Below are 15,501 nucleotides of genomic sequence, written 5' to 3'. Positions count from 1 at the left end.
CGCCCAAGGAGCCAATACATGCCCGCCAGCCTGCGCGCAATTCAATCGGATATCACGAAGCTTCGCGTGGACGCCATCGTCAACGCCGCGAATTCCTCATTGCTTTGGGGCGGCGAGTGTCGAATTTCGTTCGACTTGAGATTCGGTTCACTGAAGTTGGCACGTGGACGAGTGTAGATTGAGGCGGCGTGTGGATTGAAAGCCCGTTCATTGGCAGGCCGTGCCTTGCTCAATAGGTTATATATCCACTGAAGAGCGACTTGCTAGCATGTGTTGTGCTGTACGAAAGACATCATCGACATACAACTTGAGAAGATAGGATCATGACCCAGCCGCATTCAAGACGCCCACCCGCTGACGTACTGAAGACACGGTATACACCTGCGATGAAGCTTCTCTTTACGTTGGGCCTCGCAATGCTAGGGACCTACGCCCAAGCCGCCAGTTTTGATTGCAACAAGGCCGCGAGCACGACGGAAAAGTTGATCTGTAGCGATGCCGAGACCTCCGCGCTGGATGGCAAATTGCAGGGGGCCTATAAGGCAGCACTAGCCGCAACCGATGCCTATGGCAAGAAAGCGTTGGCTGAAGAACAGCGCAACTGGATTAAATACGCGCGTGGCATTTGTCAAGACAGCGCCTGCCTGCGGCAAGCATACACAAGCCGCATCGCCCTGCTGGCGCGTAATGAGAAACATATTGCCAATGGCAAGGTGTACTCGGACTGCAAGCTGCCGGGCAACCAAACCGCCAGTGGCGAATGCGTCAATGTTGTGCCGATTCGTGATCCCAACTCCCGTGTGGAATCGTTCAACCAATCGCTGGGGCAGCAGAAGCAAAACGGCCGAATCATCGGTTGTAGCCGGCTGATTGATCTGCCGGTTGGCGTCGCCGGAAGTAATCACAGTTTTGGCGGTTCCTGCGTATTGCAGGAAGGCACGCAGCGCAGGGACGTGAGGATCTGCAACGACGATATGTTCGGTCATTTCCAAGTAGAGCCGTCCACGCCGCAGGATGCCTCGGACAAGCGCCTGGTCGACTTTACTTACGCACAATGCTATGGCGGTTGATGGTAAACGTCCGGCTCTCACCGCGTAGAGGCCATCTTGGCGCTCAGGCAAGGGCTTTGCGCGGTGAGAGCCGGACGTTTACCTCACTCAGCCAGCCTCCCCATCACTTCTTCTTCTTATCCCGGTGTTCGAGGGGGACCGCGCCGGCCTGCAGGCGGCGTACCGGATCGCGCGCGACCGCGAGCTGACGCTGGCGCCGTTCGTCCATGCCATGTTCGCCACCGGCCGCTACGAGGCCAACCGCGCCGTGTTCCGCGCCCAGCCGGCCGACGACCTGGACCTGGTCGGCATCGCCCTGCACGGTCCGAAAAGGGCGGTGGACAAGGCGATCAAGGGGCGGTCGCTGCATCCTTGATGCTGTCGCTGTCGCTGTCGCTGTCGCTGTCGCTGTCGGACGCGGGACGCGCCGGCGCGCCGTCCCGGTAGGCCACCGAGACCATGGCGCCCACGACGAACGTCATCACGATGAAGAGCGTCAGATAGGCCACGATCCAATACGGCCCGCCGTCCAGGGCGTAGCCCAGGTACTCGTACAGCGCGCTGTGGGCCAGGCCGCCCGCGCTCACCAGGATGCCCAGGGCCAGCATCAGCGGCCAGCGCGGGTAGGGCATGGCGGCGCGCACGCCGCGCAAGCCGGTTGCGCCGGTCACGGCGGCGCGCGGCAGGGCGGGCGCCAGCAGCGCCAAGCCGTACAGGATCGGCAGCCAGAGCACCAGCACCACGGGCACCAGCGCCGCGAAGAACAGGCCCGAGTCCGGGCCGTTCATCAGCGCGAACAACACGTAGGGCAGGTCGCCGGTGGCGCGCGCCAGCGTCGCCACGACCACCGCCTGCAGGCCCAGCATCACCAGGTGCCAGGCTTGCGCCGTACTGCCGCCGGCATCGATCCGCGTATCGTCCGCGCGCGCGATGACCCGGTGCCAGGCGTACGTCATGCGCGAGAATGCAATCAGGTTGACCAGCGCGGACAGCAGGAACAGGCCGCCCTTAAGCCAGTACAGCGACGCGGCCAGAATGGCGAACGGCAGCGATAATAGGAACACCGCCAGCGACCACGGCGCGGCCGCCAGCATCGCGCGGCCATGGCGCCGGATGGCGCCAGCCGTTGCGTTGAAGAATGAAATCGCTCCGCGTGCGTTCGACAAGTCGTTCCTCCGTGTGCAATCGACAGGGCCTTGTTTATACCGCAGCCGGGCCCCCCGGACATCATCGTTTGCAGGCCTTTACCATAAGAGAGGAGACCCGATGGAAGTGACCTTGAGCGGCGGGATGGGGGGCGAGGTCGGCATCGCATGCCTGCCCGCCATCGTCGCGTGTCGCCCGCGGCTGAAGGCCGCTATTGTCCATAGTTCCCAAAAAGTTCAAGGCTTGGGTCAGCGCTCGCTAGGTTCGCGGATCGAGCGAGCTTGTGGCTTCATCGAGCGACAGCACTGGGGGATTACGCGGTATGGTGCGGGCCAACGTCAGGCGCTGCTTCTCGCCGCCAGAGAAGCGGTGTCCGCGTTCCCCCACCATGGTGTCATAGCCCTGGGGCAGCCTGCGTATTGCGGTATCGAGTTGCGCTACCTTGGCTGCGACCACCCGTTCCTCGTCGGTTGCCTCAGCCTCGGCGAAACGCAGGTTGTCGGCCACCGAGGCATTCAGGAGATACGGCTCCTGCGAGACCACGCCGAGCATTTCCGACAACGACTGGAAACTGAGATCACGGGCGTCGACCCCGTCATAGCGGATCGACCCGCCATCCACGTCGTACAGGCGAGCCAGTAAGTGGCCGAGAGTGCTTTTGCCTGATCCGGTCGCGCCGACGATGGCGACGTCGCTACCCGCGGGGATATCGAAACTGATATTCATGCTCCAGTTTTACTGCGGCGACCTTTTCCTTGATCTCGATCGGCGTGTCCGGATACTCGAAGATGCGGGCGAACAAGGCGCGGGTGGTGCGTACATCGCGTCCAAGCTGCAACATGGAAGACACCAACCTTCGTTCCCGAAGGCTGTGCGAACGACTCGGGATGCGCCAGGAAGGGGGCTTCCAGGAGTTCATATCTTTCAGAGGGAGCGCATGGTCGAGGAACCGATGCTTCAACGCGCCTACTACGTGCAGGGCAACCAGCCCGAGCAATGTGTAGGCCAGCGTCTTGTGCAACCATTGGAAGACGGTAAATCACTTGTCGTTCTTTGGCAGGAGCTCCGGCGGCTTCGCGCCAGCTTGAGATGCCCTCGCCGAGAAAGCTGATCAATCCGTACCAGGTATCACCTGTCGCGGGTAGACGAGGGAATCGGCCGGGACTGGTACTACGGGACGATCATTTTCCAGGTTGACCGAGCGGACGAGGCCACGCTGCAGGCGCTCAAGGCGGCGCTGCCCGGGAGATGATAGATGCCCCGTGCCCTTGATCGAACAAGGTCCAAGCTACTGCAAGCCATTCCAACGCGCGACGGCGGGCTCCGCCGCCGCCCACTTCCACAGGTCTCCCTGGCGGCAAATTGTCGCAAGATAAGGTCCCGTGTTTTTCTGGTCTTGAGTCACCGTGAAAAAGATCTCGCGGCAGGACGCGAGCGGCGTCGGCATTTCCCGGATGACGCCCATTTCGCCGCGTTCGTTGCCATAGGGAATCGTGTGACGGATTTCCCACTGTCGAATCTGGCCGACCTTCATTTCGCCGGCCTGCCTCGCCATGGTGTCTTGTTGATCGCTCTTCCATTCGCGCATCACATCCTTCACCGTCGCGTCAGTGACCGCCTGTATCGTCACCCCCACCGCGTAGCCCACGGCCGGATTGGCGGTCAATGCGCCGCTGCCGATTCCCGCCACGGCGCCAGCCGCGCCGCCGAGCGAGGCGCAGCCCGATACGAGCAGCAATAGCGAGAGGGGCCCGGCGACGCGGCAAAAGCTCATTGCAGCGCGCCCCAGCGAGGTGTAGCCGGCTCCGCGACCGCCCAGCGCCAAGCGCTTCCATCGTTGCAGATCATGCTGGTGTAGAACTGGCTTGGCGCGCTAGGCGCCGGCTGGCCATTGGCGCTATTGCTTGCCTCGGGGGCAGAGGAGGCGAGCGGAGGCGGAGCGATTGAGAACACAATCTCTTTGCAACTGAATCCATCCCCTCCGACGATTCGGCTGACGGCGACCTTTCCCTGCTCGTCGCCTTCAATGGGGAGCGTGTGCCGGACCCGCCAGTCGGCGACCTCGTCCACATGCAAGGGGCCCGCGACCTGGGCGATGGCGTTCTGTTCCTCTTCGTGGACGGCGCGTTCCAAGTATTGCAGCCCGGCCTGCGCGATGCTCTGCACGCCCAGGCCGATGCCCGTGGCGACCGACGCATTGCGCGTGACTTTGTTGGCCAGCGTGGTCCCGGCGATGCCCGCCGCAGCGCCCGTTCCCTGGCTCAAAAACGAAGTGCACCCTGACAAAAGAACACATAGAAAACAACTGTACGAAAGCGGGCGAAAAATCATGCTGAGGCGGTTGGATATTGAAAGTGGATGCGGTGCGGTCCACTAGACCATCCCATAGAGCCGTAGAATGCTGACCGCCACCACTGCGGCTACGGCGATGATCATGAGTTCGAAGATAACCTTCAAGAGCGACTCCGTTGCAGTTCTTCCCCGCTCATCAGGGCGAACAGAGGCTCGCGCTGAAGTGAGCGTTTTGGGGAGGGGGGCCTGGCTATGCCCGTGCCAGGCGATTCTCGTTCCATCAGCCGCCAGTGCGCGCAGGCGCGGGATTCTGTCCCAGCGCGTTGTAGGCGTGATATCTGGCGATGCCGGCGTATTCCTGCAAGGCGAAGTCAGCGACGGCAAAGTTGTACGAGAGCGGAAGCACAGACCAGCGCGCGTTCAGGTAGTCCGCGCGGACAGGCGTCGCGGGGACGCCAAAGTGAGCGAAGTACAGCATGCTGCGTTTGAGATGGATTCCCGACGAAACCAGCACCACGCGGTCGGCGCCGAAGCGCTGCAGGACTTCGCTGGTGAGTCGGGCGTTCTCCCACGTGTTCCTGCTTTCCGATTCGAGCACGATATCGGCTTCGGCAACACCAAGCTTCAGGAGAGCGTTCGAATAGACGGCAGCTTCCGGCGCGCCGGTGTGGGCCGCGTCGCCGCCGCTCACGATCACTTCGCACTTTTCACCGGTCTTCCTGCAATCGTCGTAGCGTTCCACCGCCGCGACGATCCGCGCGTATGAGAAGGCGCCTGGCTCGACCGTGTCCGTCAGCCTTTCCGTGCCTGCTCCCAGCAGGACGATTGCATTGTGTTTTCCCCACTCGATCGGCCGTGCGGTGGCGTAGGCGGACTGCAGGCTCCCCAAGAGCCATGCGGGAATGGGACCGCATCCCAGCATCAGAAACAGGGTGGCTACGACCACGTAAGCCAGTGCGCTCACACGGCGAAACTTGAGCGCGGAACAAAACATTCCCAGCAGCAAAATCGAGACAAGTACAGTGAGTGTCATTCAAGCAATCTCCAGCGAGTGCCCTTCGCTTTCGCGTCCGATGGCACACAGACGTGTTTTCGTGAAACCTGCTCGGGATGTTAGGCGGAGCGTAGGAGCGCGTCGTTCAGATTTATCTGAGCATGCGAGTCAGGCGGGGAGGGCGGTCTTCACGTGCCAGACCCCCAGGAGGAAGCGACGAGAACCTTATATCCGCGGCGCTCTTGAGGGTCTGAGAAATATCTGAGCGATCGCCCTCTTCATTGTCCCGTGGGGGAGGCGTGCGCTGGCGAGTCCGCTCCGCGCCATTTCCGCGTTGCGTCAGTTGCGTCCGGCCATCACGCCGCCATCCACGTCCCAGATGGCGCCGGTAACCCAGGCCGCCTGGTCCGACAGCAAGAAAGCAATCACCTCGGCAACATCTTCCGGCGTGCCGACGCGCCCGATAGGATGAAAGCTGTTGAAGCCTTGCAGGGCGTCGTGGACCTGCGCCTTCGGAATGAAGCCCTCATAGATCGGCGTTTGCACTACCGCGGGCGACACCGCATTGACGCGGATGTTCTTGGGCGCCAGCTCCATCGCCAGATGCTGCGTCAGCGAATGAAGGCCCGCCTTTGCCATTGAGTAAGCGGAAGATGGCGTGGCCGCAATCGCCTGCTTGGCCCACATCGAGCCGATATTGACGATGGCGCCGGGACGTCCCTCGGCGACGAGGTTTGCGGCCACCTTCTGCGTGATGAAGTAGAACGCTTTGTTCAACGCCATATATCGATCGTAGTCGGCGGACGTGTGTTCGAGGAACGGCTTCGGTGAGAACACCCCGGCGGCATTGACCAGCAGGTCGATGTCCGAGTGCTGCTCGTCGAGGAGGGCGAGCAGTCTGGTCAGGCCTTCGTGGGTGGACATATCGGCTGAAACGGCGGTGACCGGGCCAAGGGGCGCGAGCAGTCGACGGGCCTCTTCGGCCTTGCCCGGGCGCTGTCCGACGATTACGGCATTGCCACCGAGCGACATCACCTTCCGGGCAGCTTCCAGGCCGATGCCGCTGGTGCCGCCAACGACCAATAGTTTCTTTCCATTGAATTGCGTGTTCATGTGAGCTCTCTTTGATGGCCCAAAGCCGGGCCGGGTGAGGAAAATTCAAGCAAATTGCTTGATTCAGACCCAATTCTTCTCCTATCATCGCGCCGCGACAAATGAGATAAAGTGCTTGGACGACAAAGAAAAACTTTATCCAAATGAAGTCGCCAGTCCATCTAAATGCCCTCCGCGCGTTCGAGGCCAGTGCGCGTCACCAGAGTTTTTCCGCCGCGGCGGCCGAATTGAATGTGACGCCCGCGGCCGTTGGTCAACTGGTCCGAACGCTGGAAGCATGGCTGCGCATACCGTTGTTTCGGCGCAGGCCCAGCGGAGGCGCGAGGCTTGTTCTCACCGAGGCGGCGCAACGCGCATTGCCTGACATCCGGGCGGGTCTGGACCGGATGAGCATTGGGCTCGAAAAACTAAAGGAAGGATCCGCCAGCGGCGTGCTGACCGTCGCTGTGAGTCCCGCTTTCGCCGCCAAGTGGCTGCTGCCGAGAATTGACGGCTTTCAACGCGCCTGGCCCGATACCGATGTGCGACTCGACACCAATCTGAAACCGGTGGACTTCGTCGCGCAGGATATCGATATCGGGGTGCGTTACGGAACCGGGCAGTGGCCGCGTTTGTCGGCGCAGAAGCTGTTGGACGAGGAAATCTATCCCGTCTGTTCGCCCGGGCTGCTGCGCCAGCGAGGCGGATTTGAACGGCCTGCCGCGTTGTCCACAGAGACGCTGATCCACGATCTCTCGATGGATGGGCACGCAGAGTTTCCCACATGGAAAACCTGGTTGCGAAAGGCCGGTGTGTCCGGCGTCGGTGCCCTGCGGGGTATGAAAATCAACAACTCAGCAGCGGTATTGCAAGCTGCGGCGGAAGGCCATGGAATTGCACTGGCCCGCAGCGTGATGGCCAGGGACGATCTGGCCGCGGGCAGGCTGGTGCGGCTTTTTCCGGAGGTCACCTTGGCCTCACCGCTCGCGTACTACGTGGTCTATCGTCCGGAATATGCAAGCTTGCCAAAGTTGGTCGCGTTCCGGGATTGGTTGCTGAGCGAGGCCAACCTTTAGGTCGCCCTGGCAATGGGCCTGGCGTCATGACGAGGATCCGCCCGGACGCGCCGTTGCTTCAAGGACGTGGCCAGCTAGTGCGCGATCTGTCGAGTGGGCAGGTTCTCGCGAATCAGGGAGCAATGCACCGGGATGACGTGGCCAGTCAGTTCGCCTAGCAGGCCGTCCGCGAAATCGCAGGCCAGGAGGTTGTCAGGTCCGTGCCGACGTGTCGAGTAGACGTTCACGTTCGCATAGACCCCATTCTTCAGCATCTTCAACTTCCATGCTTTCCAGGGAGGAGGCGAGATCCGCGTTGTCGGATGTGACCGCGGCATTTCGATGACCGCCTGCCCCAGGTCTATTGCACCAATTTCGTTGGCGTATTCAGTGTCCTGCCGGGTAGGCCAACCGTACCAATCGGCGGAGACCATGACGTCCTCCCCTTGTTCGGCCAAGGCCCTTTGAGCTGCTGGGGACAGGGTCACTTGAAGATGTATGGGCATCTCGCCGGGCATCTTGGGTGACGCGAAAGAGCCATCGCTGCGGGTGAATGGAACGACGCCCAGGAAAAAGGCGAGGGCGACCAGCGCGCCGCTGATTAGCTTTCGAGAATTCCTGTGTGCGTTTGGCCCAGCAATATGCATATGTCAACAGTATGGGAACCGAGATACGGCGGATCGCCCGGTGTGACGAGGTTGCCGAGCCTTGTCAGGGGCAGTTCGCTAACCACCGTGATTGCCATGCTTCAAAATTAGCAAGCCGCCCGCAACGCATGCATCAGAAAAATCTGAGGCCGGTGGCTTGCTCGCTCATGATGAAAGTGCGCCGGAAAAGAAATTTGCAGATTTCACATGGCTAACAGGATGGCACCGACATTTCTCGGACCGCGTGGATCACCCCATGACTTCGTTCGCTTTTGCCATACGCTCATTGCTGAATCCTAAAAAAGGACATAGCGCAGATGAAGCAATGCATGTTGAGAATCAGCCTGGCAGCAGTTGTGACGCTGGGTGTGGGCGCTGCCCATGCGGGCGTATGCGACGGCTTGAGTGTGAAAGGAAAGCACGAGCGGGCGCGATATGCCCCTTTGGTGGCGACGGCCATCGGTGGTGGCGTGCAGGCCTCCAAGGTCGAAGTCCAGCGGCTGCTGCGCGAGCAGGAGTGGAGCGCGGCTTTTGTGCGCATGCCGGGTCACGAAGACGGCGTATTCTTTTTCCAGTCCGTGGGAGGGGCGCCTCGGTTCAGGCAAGTCTGGGGCGGGCGGCCGGAACCCTGGGAGAGCCCATTCGCAATGAAGTGGGCGGAGAACCTGGGAGTGCCCGCGGGATTGGCTCAGTGCTTCGCGACCATCGTGGCGGGGGGCTGACGATCGCCTTCGGGAGCGTGGTTGGCGAAGGAAGCCAAAAAAAAGAGCAGCACTGAAGGCTGCCCGGAAAACCTCATGTTGAGGGTGTAAGTCCAGCGGGGGTGGGGAGGGACCAGCAGCCCCACTGGGAGGTTACTGCTTCGTTGCTCCTGTCTTGGATGGCGGGATGCCGACAGAGGACGCGGGCGACGAAGGGACGGCCCGATCTGAAAAGTGCAGTTCGTATCGCTCACCGCGATCCGTGTACAGGAGCACGTTGAGCGGTGCCGCGTGTTCGCCCGTTCCCCGCAGGACGATGATGCGATCGCGCCATGCGCCCACGCCGACCTTCCATTCAGTGCTCGCGCCCGCTTCGACTTCCTGAACTCTCTCGTTGGGGGTGCTCAGGCAGAAGTCCCTGACTTGTCCTGCTTCGATCATCGCGCTCATGCCATCGGTGATCTTTTCGCAACCGGTCGCGCCCGCGGGGGCCGCCAGCATGCAGATGATGACGCTCGCTGTTGTCTTGATGAATTTGGCTTTCATGGAGGCTCCTGCCCTGGAATTGTCTAGGGCGGCAGGATAGCGGGAGGAATGCCCATGGTTCATGAGACTTTTCTTAGTGATCTCGCCTTCCGGGGACATGAGGCCCTTCATGCGAGATCATCGTTAAGGGCGCGAAAGCTGCCTGGCCGTGAGGTGAAGCGTTCCTCCAAAGAGATGGGTTCATACCCAGCGCACCGGCTGCAGATGATCTGATTTGCGTCGGGGCCTATCCTTACCTCGAAGTCATAAGCCAGCCAGGAGCATCGTGTACAGCGGAAGTAGAGCGTTCTGTCCCTGCTGGTCCGTGCCTCGCCACCTGCCCAAAAGAATTGCGGGTCTTCCTTCATGTTCCATTTCCTCTGTGACGTGATGTCGAAGACGTGGCGGAAGCGCCGCAGCGGCGAGCGCTTCCACAAGGGGGGCGAGCGGCCTTGAGCGGCGGTTCCAATACAACCGCGGGGGCGGCGTCGTCAACATAGTCGGCCTGACGGGGAGGGCGCTGGAACGCATGAAAATCATTGGGCCCACTGTGTTGATAAATTTCCTGCAGGCGGTGCTTGATGGCATCGTCCACCATGCGCTGATTGATATTCGCGGTGGCTAGCGCGGGGAATCCGCACGCAACGAGGAGTAGTCCCACAACCGCGGGACGCATGACTTTATCCGCCATTGGTGATCTCTTCAGAAGTACATCGAGTGGGTAGGAGCGTGCCCGACCGCTTGAGGCGAGGATGGCAGCGCGACGACGTTGACGGAATGCCGCTACGAAGAAATTTAGCAGCGGCTCCGCCGCCTGGGGTTGAGAAAAATCTGACCAGCCATGGGGATCAGTTGCCGGAAAATACCGCGTGCCGTAACAGACGTCTTCGTTTTTCCATTGATCATGTCTACCTCATCCCTTCCCCTTCGGCGTTCCACAGAAGAGTGCGCCGAGATCGTCCTTGACTTGCTCGCACGCAATCGGATGCTAAGTCGCAAGGAAATCCTGCAAATGGCGGATCTGACTTCCTCGGAAATTGATAGCGCGTTGAGTCGCCTTCGAAACGCCGGGGCGATCCGGCGTAGCGCCATGAGCAAGAACATCCGCTCCGGCGTGGTTTACGAGCGTACGGGGGTCGCGCTGAGTCGCAGGCGGTGTACGAGTAAGAATCAGGGCTCAACGTGCGTGCCGGAAGCGGCGCGCCCCGGCGGCTGTTTTTCAGGCTTGCTGGAGGCTTGGAATATTCGTGTCCCCAGCGCAAAATTTGGCGTGCTTTCCGTGATGCGTGATGGTTTCTCCCGGGAAGAACGTCAGGACCTCAGGAATATTGCCGAAAGAAAGGCGCGCAAGCGAGGAGCAGAAACGGGACCCATGGTCGTCGATCTTCAGTTTTCCCCGTAGACAGGCGGCTCGCTGAGCCGGCTTTCTGGGGGGGCTGTTGCCGGGATTGTCTACGGATTGATGTCGATCACCCGCGGCACGGAGAATCTGCAGCCATGCTCTTCGCAGACAGGGCCGATGCCGATTTCGTGATGATCGAAAAACACGCCTTGGTGACTCACCGCCAAGGCGCCGTAGCGCTGGGTCTTCACCGCTGCTACGATCTTCGGAGAGATGACTTTCTCATAGTGCGCCACGAAATCCCCACGATTTTTCAGTATCAGAATGTGGTCATCGACCGTGACGTTCAAGGGATACTGAACCAGGTTAGCCACCTCTTGCTCATCATGATTGACCACCGCAGCCTGCAGGCGCCTGAACAATATTTGGTACGCCTCATGACTTTTGGGACCTAGCCAGTTATCGATGGCTACGCTAGTGCTTTCCTTCGCGATGGCCGGCGCCGAAAGTATCGCGAGGCCGGCGAATGCGACTAGACCGCGCTTCATGAGAGACATTCCTGTGAGTTCCTATAAGGGTCGAGGCCGGGATTGGCCGCGCCAATGGGAAGATCAGGATAGAGACAACACTCGGGTTTTCGGCTCAGAGATATCTGAGTGAACGCTCTGGCTAGTGTTGCTTTGCGGCATGCGCGGCCTCGTCAATGGCGATTTCGACGTCGTTGAGAAGCTCGAAAATCGCCGGCGTCCATTCGTCGAGCTTCCCGTTGGCAATCGCCCGCTCAATGCGCTCGCCTTCACCCAGGCAATCCCAATCTCCCAGCGTGCTGAGAGCGCCCAATATGCGGTGAAGGCTGGGTGCCCAGTGGTGCGAAACGATGGTGGATAGTTCTTGTCGCAGCGTCTCGAGTTCGCTGCGTAGAAGCGCGGAGGAGTCAGCCAGCATCTGGCTGGCGGCCTGCAATGTGCCGAATGTCGTGCACAGGGACTGCATGTCGATGCCTCGATGCCGTTCGACTTCTGCCGTTCTCGAATTTGCACGCAGCGGGGGGGGGATCCATTGCGGAATGAAGCGGGCCAGTGTCTCGCGCAACACGTCGAGTCGCACGGGTTTGCGCAGGTAGGCGTTAATGCCCGCGCGACGCCATGCTTCCTGGTCGGGTTGGAGGGCCGCCGACAAGATAACGATAGGCAACCTTCTCGATGCGCCTAGAGCCCGCTCCCGTGCGCGCCACGTCTTTGCAAGTTCGCCTCCGTCCTGGACGGGCAGTTGCCAGTCGGTAAGGAGCAGATCGTAGCGTTCCTGCCCCAGGGCCTCCAGCGCCGCGGCGCCGTCAACCACCGCGACGCTCTGGCAGCCCAGGGCGTCCAATTGTCTGGCGAGCATTTGACGATTGATGTGGTGGTCTTCCGCGATGAGAATGCGCGGGCGCGAGATGGGTTCGTCGGGAGCTCTGTGTTCGCGTCGGCCCGTGAGCGCCTCTGGCTGAGGCGCCGCGAGTATTGGTCGTTCGATCGTGGCCTCCGGGCCTTGAGGGGAAGCGCTGCTGGCGCTGAAATCGCACTGGAAGCGCGCCTGCGTGCCTTTGCCCAGCTCACTTTTCAATGTGAGTGTGCCACCCATGAGTTTGACCAGTTTCTGCGACACCGCCAGACCCAGTCCCGTTCCTCCGTACTTTCTGGCGGTGGACCTGTCGGCCTGCTTGAATGGCTGAGTCAGATTCTTGAGCGCCTCGGGCGCCACTCCCGTGCCCGAATCACTGACAATGAACTCCAGTCGCTGCCTGCCTTTCGTGTCGGAAAGCAGATTCACCCTAACGCGGATCTCGCCCTTGTGGGTGAATTTCGCGGCATTACCGACGAGATTGACCAGGACCTGGCGAAGCCTCACGGGATCGCCCAGGACAGCCGGAGCGATACGTTCATCCACATGATGCGAAACCAGCACCCCTCGACGCCGGGCCGGCTCGCCCATCAATAGCATGACGTTCGCCACCAACGAGCGCAAGTTCACGGGTATCCGTTCCAGCTCCATCTGGTCGGCATCAACCTTTGTGTAGTCGAGTACCGTGTCCAGGATCTTGAGCAGGGAGTGGGCGGACTCGTCGATCACGGCGACCATTTCTCGCTGCTCCGAGCGCATTCCGGTACGGCCAAGCAGTTCCAGCATGCCAATGACCCCCGAGAGCGGGGTGCGGATCTCGTGGCTCATGACGGCTAGGAAGGTGGACCGCGCCTGTGCTTGGGACTGCGCCAGATCCCGCGCGGTCTCCAGCTGTGCTTCGACTTCGATCCGCCTGCGTATCTCTTTGCGCAGGCGCCAGTACCCCGCCGCGAAGCCGGAACCGATGGCAAGAATGATCGCCATCGCGGGGAGAATCTCGGTCCAAAAGACGGATTCGGGTATGCCGTAGGTATATTTTGGGGCGAGCCAGGTGCTGGCTACACGCTGTTCGCGACCAGAGGGGAGATTGGAGAGGATCCTGTTGACCAAGGGGACAAGAGGCTCAAGCCGCGTCGATATGCCGATGGAAATGCCTTTTCGAGCGCCGACCGGCGCGGCAATTCTCACTTCCCCGACATAATTGCTTTGAATCTGCGGGTCGAGCAGGAAAAGATCTCCGATATACGCGCGAGCCTCGCCATCGCGTACGTGTTCCAGTCCCTTTTCAATGCGGGTCTCGGATGTTGTGGAGACGCCGAAGTGCTGCAGCTTGGTCAGAAGTGCCGGTGGCGCCGAGGCGTCCAGGTATACCGCTGCGCCATGCAAGTCCCGTAGGTCGGAAACGCTGTCTGAGTAGCCTGTGACGATGACCAGCGGTGCTTCCGCATACGCCTGCGTGTTCAACGCAGGAAATTCCTGTGAATGGTCTTGCGAAACCGCTATGAGATCGATGGCGCCAGACCGGAGCAAGGCCTGCGCGCCTTCGTACGATTCCGTGGGGACAAAGTCGAAATGCAGCCCCAGGCCCTGCGCGACAATTTCGAGGAAGTCGGCAGCGATGCCGCTGGGTTGCCCGTAATGATTGAAAAATCCATATGGAAATTCACGCATAGGGAAACCAACCCGTAGCGTAGGCAACGTGGAAAGCCAGCGGGCTTCTTCGGGGGATAAAGCGACCTTTATCCTTGCTGTGGGCTCGATCGCGGTGCTCCAGGCGTGTGATACCGCTTCCTGTTGTTCGGGGGACAGCGAGCGCAGCGCAGCGTCGAGCGCGTCACGCAACGGTTCCCTCCCCGGTCCGAGCCCGAACGTCAGATTTCGCCCGGCGGTGTTGATGCTGCCAATGATGTGCAACTGCCGGAAAGCAGGATCCTCCATTAATGCTCGAACCGTTCTGGGCGATCCGACAAAGGCATCGGCCGTGCCGTCCCGGACTTGCTCCAACGCCGTGGCCACATTGTCGTAGGCCTTGATGGAAATGTTCTTGTAGCGCGCCGACAGAGCTTCCACCAACGGCGAGCGGTCTTCCACCGCCAAGTTCAATCCGTGTAAATCCGCGGTGTCCAATACTCCCGAACCGCGCCGCGATACGACGATCGGCATGGCCTTGAAGTAGGGGCGGGTGTATGACATGCAACTCTGTTGCGCCGTCGTTTCCGACATGGCTTGGGTCATTACCAGATCCACTTGACCCGTGCACACCGCCAGATAGAGATCATGCCAGGTCGGATACGGCTTGATCCGGTAGTTGACGCCAAGGATCTTGGTCAACATATCCAGATAGTCGACGCTCAAGCCATGGAGCTGGCCCTGGCGCCAGGTTTCATAGAAGTCTCTTCCTTGCGCAGTCGTTCCGACTACAATGTCGCCATGTGCGCGCAGCCACTCTTGCTGCGCGCTCGGGCCTATTTCAGCGTGAGTCTGGTTTGTGGCGCCGACCATCATCAGCAGTGCGATAACCAGCCCACGAGCATACTTGCTCACTGAGATGCGGCCAGTAATCTGAAGGGGGCAAAACATCATGATTCGTATCGTCCTGGCTGACGACCATCCGGTCGTTCTTCTTGGCATCAAAGCTGTTTTTGCTCAAACGCTGGGAATGGAACCCGTCGGCGAGGCGACATCCGTCGACGCCTTGTTTTCGTTGCTGGCCCGACAATCGTGCGATGTGCTCATCACCGATTACTCCATGCCAGGCGGCGCGCGACCCGACGGACTGAGCATGATCTCGGAACTGCATGAGCAGTATCCCGATATGAAAATTGTTGTTCTCACCCGGATCACAAGTCTGGCGATGATCGATCCCATTTTCAAGGCTGGCGCGTTGGCCGTGATCGAAAAAGGGGCTGCGATGAAAGAGGTTCTGGCTGCGGTGCATACGGTGGCGCTAGGCCGGCCCTACTTGTCGGAACGGTTGCGCAGCGGCTCGCGCCAGCCCACGAGTACCGCGGCGATTTCAGCCAATTCACGCCTGTCCCCAAAAGAAATCGAGGTAATTCGTCTCTTTGCCTCTGGTCATTCCAATAACGAGATCGCATTTCTGCTGCAGGTCAGCCCCAAGACCTCGAGCCGCCAGAAGCGGGACGCCATGAAAAAGCTGGCGGCGCGTACGGACGCCGAACTGATCTGGCACGCGAAGGAAATGGGGCTGGTCTAAAAGGATCTTCCCGGCCGGCGGCTCATGGAGCAAGCTCATGTCACGCCGTCTGGCCGTG

Annotated in this window: 17 protein-coding genes and 1 pseudogene; 7 read left to right on the top strand and 11 right to left on the bottom strand. The window is 60.5% G+C overall.

All coding sequences use genetic code 11. The features are described 5' to 3' along the window. The first annotated feature begins 18 nt into the window (after window positions 1-18). The 3 genes and pseudogenes from AAID08_RS24655 to AAID08_RS24645 form a co-directional block, all read left to right on the top strand. Window positions 19-177, top strand: a complete 159-nt coding sequence (locus AAID08_RS24655) for a hypothetical protein (protein ID WP_372414154.1) — start codon at window positions 19-21, stop codon at window positions 175-177. Between the two features lie 146 nt (window positions 178-323). Beyond that, on the top strand, window positions 324-1,070 hold the full coding sequence (locus tag AAID08_RS24650; protein ID WP_240317449.1) for a lysozyme inhibitor LprI family protein: 747 nt from the start codon (window positions 324-326) through the stop codon (window positions 1,068-1,070). Between the two features lie 118 nt (window positions 1,071-1,188). Next, window positions 1,189-1,425: pseudogene (locus AAID08_RS24645) on the top strand (DUF2000 family protein); the annotation flags it as partial. On the opposite strand, the gene AAID08_RS24640 reads toward AAID08_RS24645, so the two are convergent. From AAID08_RS24640 to AAID08_RS24610, 7 genes are all read right to left on the bottom strand, one after another. Next, window positions 1,400-2,215 (bottom strand): hypothetical protein, encoded by an 816-nt coding sequence (locus tag AAID08_RS24640; protein WP_175144114.1) that lies wholly within the window; start codon window positions 2,213-2,215, stop codon window positions 1,400-1,402. The pseudogene AAID08_RS24645 and the gene AAID08_RS24640 overlap by 26 nt on opposite strands. Before the next feature lie 238 nt (window positions 2,216-2,453). Then, complete coding sequence (locus tag AAID08_RS24635; protein WP_302477728.1) at window positions 2,454-2,921, bottom strand: ATP-binding cassette domain-containing protein; 468 nt, start codon at window positions 2,919-2,921, stop codon at window positions 2,454-2,456. Then, the gene (locus AAID08_RS24630) at window positions 2,890-3,036 is read right to left on the bottom strand and encodes a hypothetical protein (protein WP_269872137.1); all 147 of its coding nucleotides are present in this window, start codon (window positions 3,034-3,036) and stop codon (window positions 2,890-2,892) included. The genes AAID08_RS24635 and AAID08_RS24630 overlap by 32 nt, the downstream gene beginning before the upstream one ends. A gap of 447 nt (window positions 3,037-3,483) precedes the next feature. After that, the gene (locus tag AAID08_RS24625) at window positions 3,484-3,969 is read right to left on the bottom strand and encodes a hypothetical protein (RefSeq protein ID WP_175144113.1); all 486 of its coding nucleotides are present in this window, start codon (window positions 3,967-3,969) and stop codon (window positions 3,484-3,486) included. Further along, complete coding sequence (locus AAID08_RS24620; RefSeq protein ID WP_175144112.1) at window positions 3,966-4,460, bottom strand: hypothetical protein; 495 nt, start codon at window positions 4,458-4,460, stop codon at window positions 3,966-3,968. Before AAID08_RS24620 ends, AAID08_RS24625 begins: the two co-directional genes overlap by 4 nt. Before the next feature lie 307 nt (window positions 4,461-4,767). Further along, complete coding sequence (locus AAID08_RS24615; protein WP_144655523.1) at window positions 4,768-5,520, bottom strand: YdcF family protein; 753 nt, start codon at window positions 5,518-5,520, stop codon at window positions 4,768-4,770. 300 nt (window positions 5,521-5,820) lie between these two features. Next, window positions 5,821-6,594, bottom strand: a complete 774-nt coding sequence (locus tag AAID08_RS24610) for an SDR family NAD(P)-dependent oxidoreductase (RefSeq protein ID WP_144655522.1) — start codon at window positions 6,592-6,594, stop codon at window positions 5,821-5,823. Between the two features lie 143 nt (window positions 6,595-6,737). Here AAID08_RS24610 and gcvA point away from each other — a divergent pair, with 143 nt between their 5' ends. Beyond that, window positions 6,738-7,649, top strand: a complete 912-nt coding sequence (gene gcvA, locus AAID08_RS24605) for a transcriptional regulator GcvA (RefSeq protein WP_144655521.1) — start codon at window positions 6,738-6,740, stop codon at window positions 7,647-7,649. A gap of 74 nt (window positions 7,650-7,723) precedes the next feature. On the opposite strand, the gene AAID08_RS24600 is transcribed toward gcvA, so the two are convergent. After that, entirely contained in the window at window positions 7,724-8,062 is a 339-nt protein-coding gene (locus tag AAID08_RS24600; RefSeq protein WP_144655520.1) for a hypothetical protein, read from the bottom strand. Window positions 8,063-8,592: 530 nt separating this feature from the next. Between AAID08_RS24600 and AAID08_RS24595 the strand changes: the two genes are divergently transcribed. Beyond that, the gene (locus tag AAID08_RS24595; RefSeq protein ID WP_144655519.1) at window positions 8,593-8,997 is read left to right on the top strand and encodes a hypothetical protein; all 405 of its coding nucleotides are present in this window, start codon (window positions 8,593-8,595) and stop codon (window positions 8,995-8,997) included. Window positions 8,998-9,129: 132 nt separating this feature from the next. On the opposite strand, the gene AAID08_RS24590 is transcribed toward AAID08_RS24595, so the two are convergent. Then, window positions 9,130-9,522: a hypothetical protein gene (locus AAID08_RS24590; protein WP_395757011.1), complete on the bottom strand. Its 393-nt coding sequence runs from the start codon at window positions 9,520-9,522 to the stop codon at window positions 9,130-9,132. A gap of 1,069 nt (window positions 9,523-10,591) precedes the next feature. Here AAID08_RS24590 and AAID08_RS24585 point away from each other — a divergent pair. After that, window positions 10,592-10,903 (top strand): hypothetical protein, encoded by a 312-nt coding sequence (locus AAID08_RS24585; protein WP_395757010.1) that lies wholly within the window; start codon window positions 10,592-10,594, stop codon window positions 10,901-10,903. 50 nt (window positions 10,904-10,953) lie between these two features. Here the strand turns inward: AAID08_RS24585 and AAID08_RS24580 are convergent, their stop codons facing one another. Continuing rightward, window positions 10,954-11,391: a hypothetical protein gene (locus tag AAID08_RS24580; RefSeq protein ID WP_144655516.1), complete on the bottom strand. Its 438-nt coding sequence runs from the start codon at window positions 11,389-11,391 to the stop codon at window positions 10,954-10,956. A 121-nt stretch (window positions 11,392-11,512) separates the two neighbouring features. After that, a complete protein-coding gene (locus tag AAID08_RS24575; protein ID WP_395757009.1) occupies window positions 11,513-14,809 on the bottom strand; it encodes an ATP-binding protein in 3,297 nt (1,098 codons plus the stop codon). Between AAID08_RS24575 and AAID08_RS24570 the strand changes: the two genes are divergently transcribed. Then, window positions 14,808-15,443 carry a response regulator transcription factor gene (locus tag AAID08_RS24570; RefSeq protein ID WP_144655514.1) on the top strand — a complete coding sequence of 212 codons (636 nt, stop codon included), beginning with the start codon at window positions 14,808-14,810 and terminating at the stop codon, window positions 15,441-15,443. The two genes, AAID08_RS24575 and AAID08_RS24570, sit on opposite strands and share 2 nt — an antisense overlap. Window positions 15,444-15,501 lie beyond the last annotated feature (58 nt).

Origin of the sequence: Achromobacter sp. EB05 (assembly GCF_044232075.1) — a bacterium.
Lineage (GTDB): Bacteria > Pseudomonadota > Gammaproteobacteria > Burkholderiales > Burkholderiaceae_B > Achromobacter > Achromobacter dolens.
The sequence above is the reverse complement of the archived record's forward strand: the minus strand, read 5'-3'. Positions and strand labels throughout refer to the sequence as shown.

Coding starts and splice junctions, on each gene's coding strand:
- AAID08_RS24630 (WP_269872137.1), bottom strand. CDS start 3,036: ATGTTGCAGCTTGGACGCGATGTACGCACCACCCGCGCCTTGTTCGCC.
- AAID08_RS24590 (WP_395757011.1), bottom strand. CDS start 9,522: ATGAAAGCCAAATTCATCAAGACAACAGCGAGCGTCATCATCTGCATG.
- AAID08_RS24655 (WP_372414154.1), top strand. CDS start 19: ATGCCCGCCAGCCTGCGCGCAATTCAATCGGATATCACGAAGCTTCGC.
- AAID08_RS24580 (WP_144655516.1), bottom strand. CDS start 11,391: ATGAAGCGCGGTCTAGTCGCATTCGCCGGCCTCGCGATACTTTCGGCG.
- AAID08_RS24595 (WP_144655519.1), top strand. CDS start 8,593: ATGAAGCAATGCATGTTGAGAATCAGCCTGGCAGCAGTTGTGACGCTG.
- AAID08_RS24575 (WP_395757009.1), bottom strand. CDS start 14,809: ATGATGTTTTGCCCCCTTCAGATTACTGGCCGCATCTCAGTGAGCAAG.
- AAID08_RS24585 (WP_395757010.1), top strand. CDS start 10,592: ATGAGCAAGAACATCCGCTCCGGCGTGGTTTACGAGCGTACGGGGGTC.
- gcvA (WP_144655521.1), top strand. CDS start 6,738: ATGAAGTCGCCAGTCCATCTAAATGCCCTCCGCGCGTTCGAGGCCAGT.
- AAID08_RS24625 (WP_175144113.1), bottom strand. CDS start 3,969: ATGAGCTTTTGCCGCGTCGCCGGGCCCCTCTCGCTATTGCTGCTCGTA.
- AAID08_RS24610 (WP_144655522.1), bottom strand. CDS start 6,594: ATGAACACGCAATTCAATGGAAAGAAACTATTGGTCGTTGGCGGCACC.
- AAID08_RS24635 (WP_302477728.1), bottom strand. CDS start 2,921: ATGAATATCAGTTTCGATATCCCCGCGGGTAGCGACGTCGCCATCGTC.
- AAID08_RS24615 (WP_144655523.1), bottom strand. CDS start 5,520: ATGACACTCACTGTACTTGTCTCGATTTTGCTGCTGGGAATGTTTTGT.
- AAID08_RS24570 (WP_144655514.1), top strand. CDS start 14,808: ATGATTCGTATCGTCCTGGCTGACGACCATCCGGTCGTTCTTCTTGGC.
- AAID08_RS24650 (WP_240317449.1), top strand. CDS start 324: ATGACCCAGCCGCATTCAAGACGCCCACCCGCTGACGTACTGAAGACA.
- AAID08_RS24600 (WP_144655520.1), bottom strand. CDS start 8,062: ATGGTCTCCGCCGATTGGTACGGTTGGCCTACCCGGCAGGACACTGAA.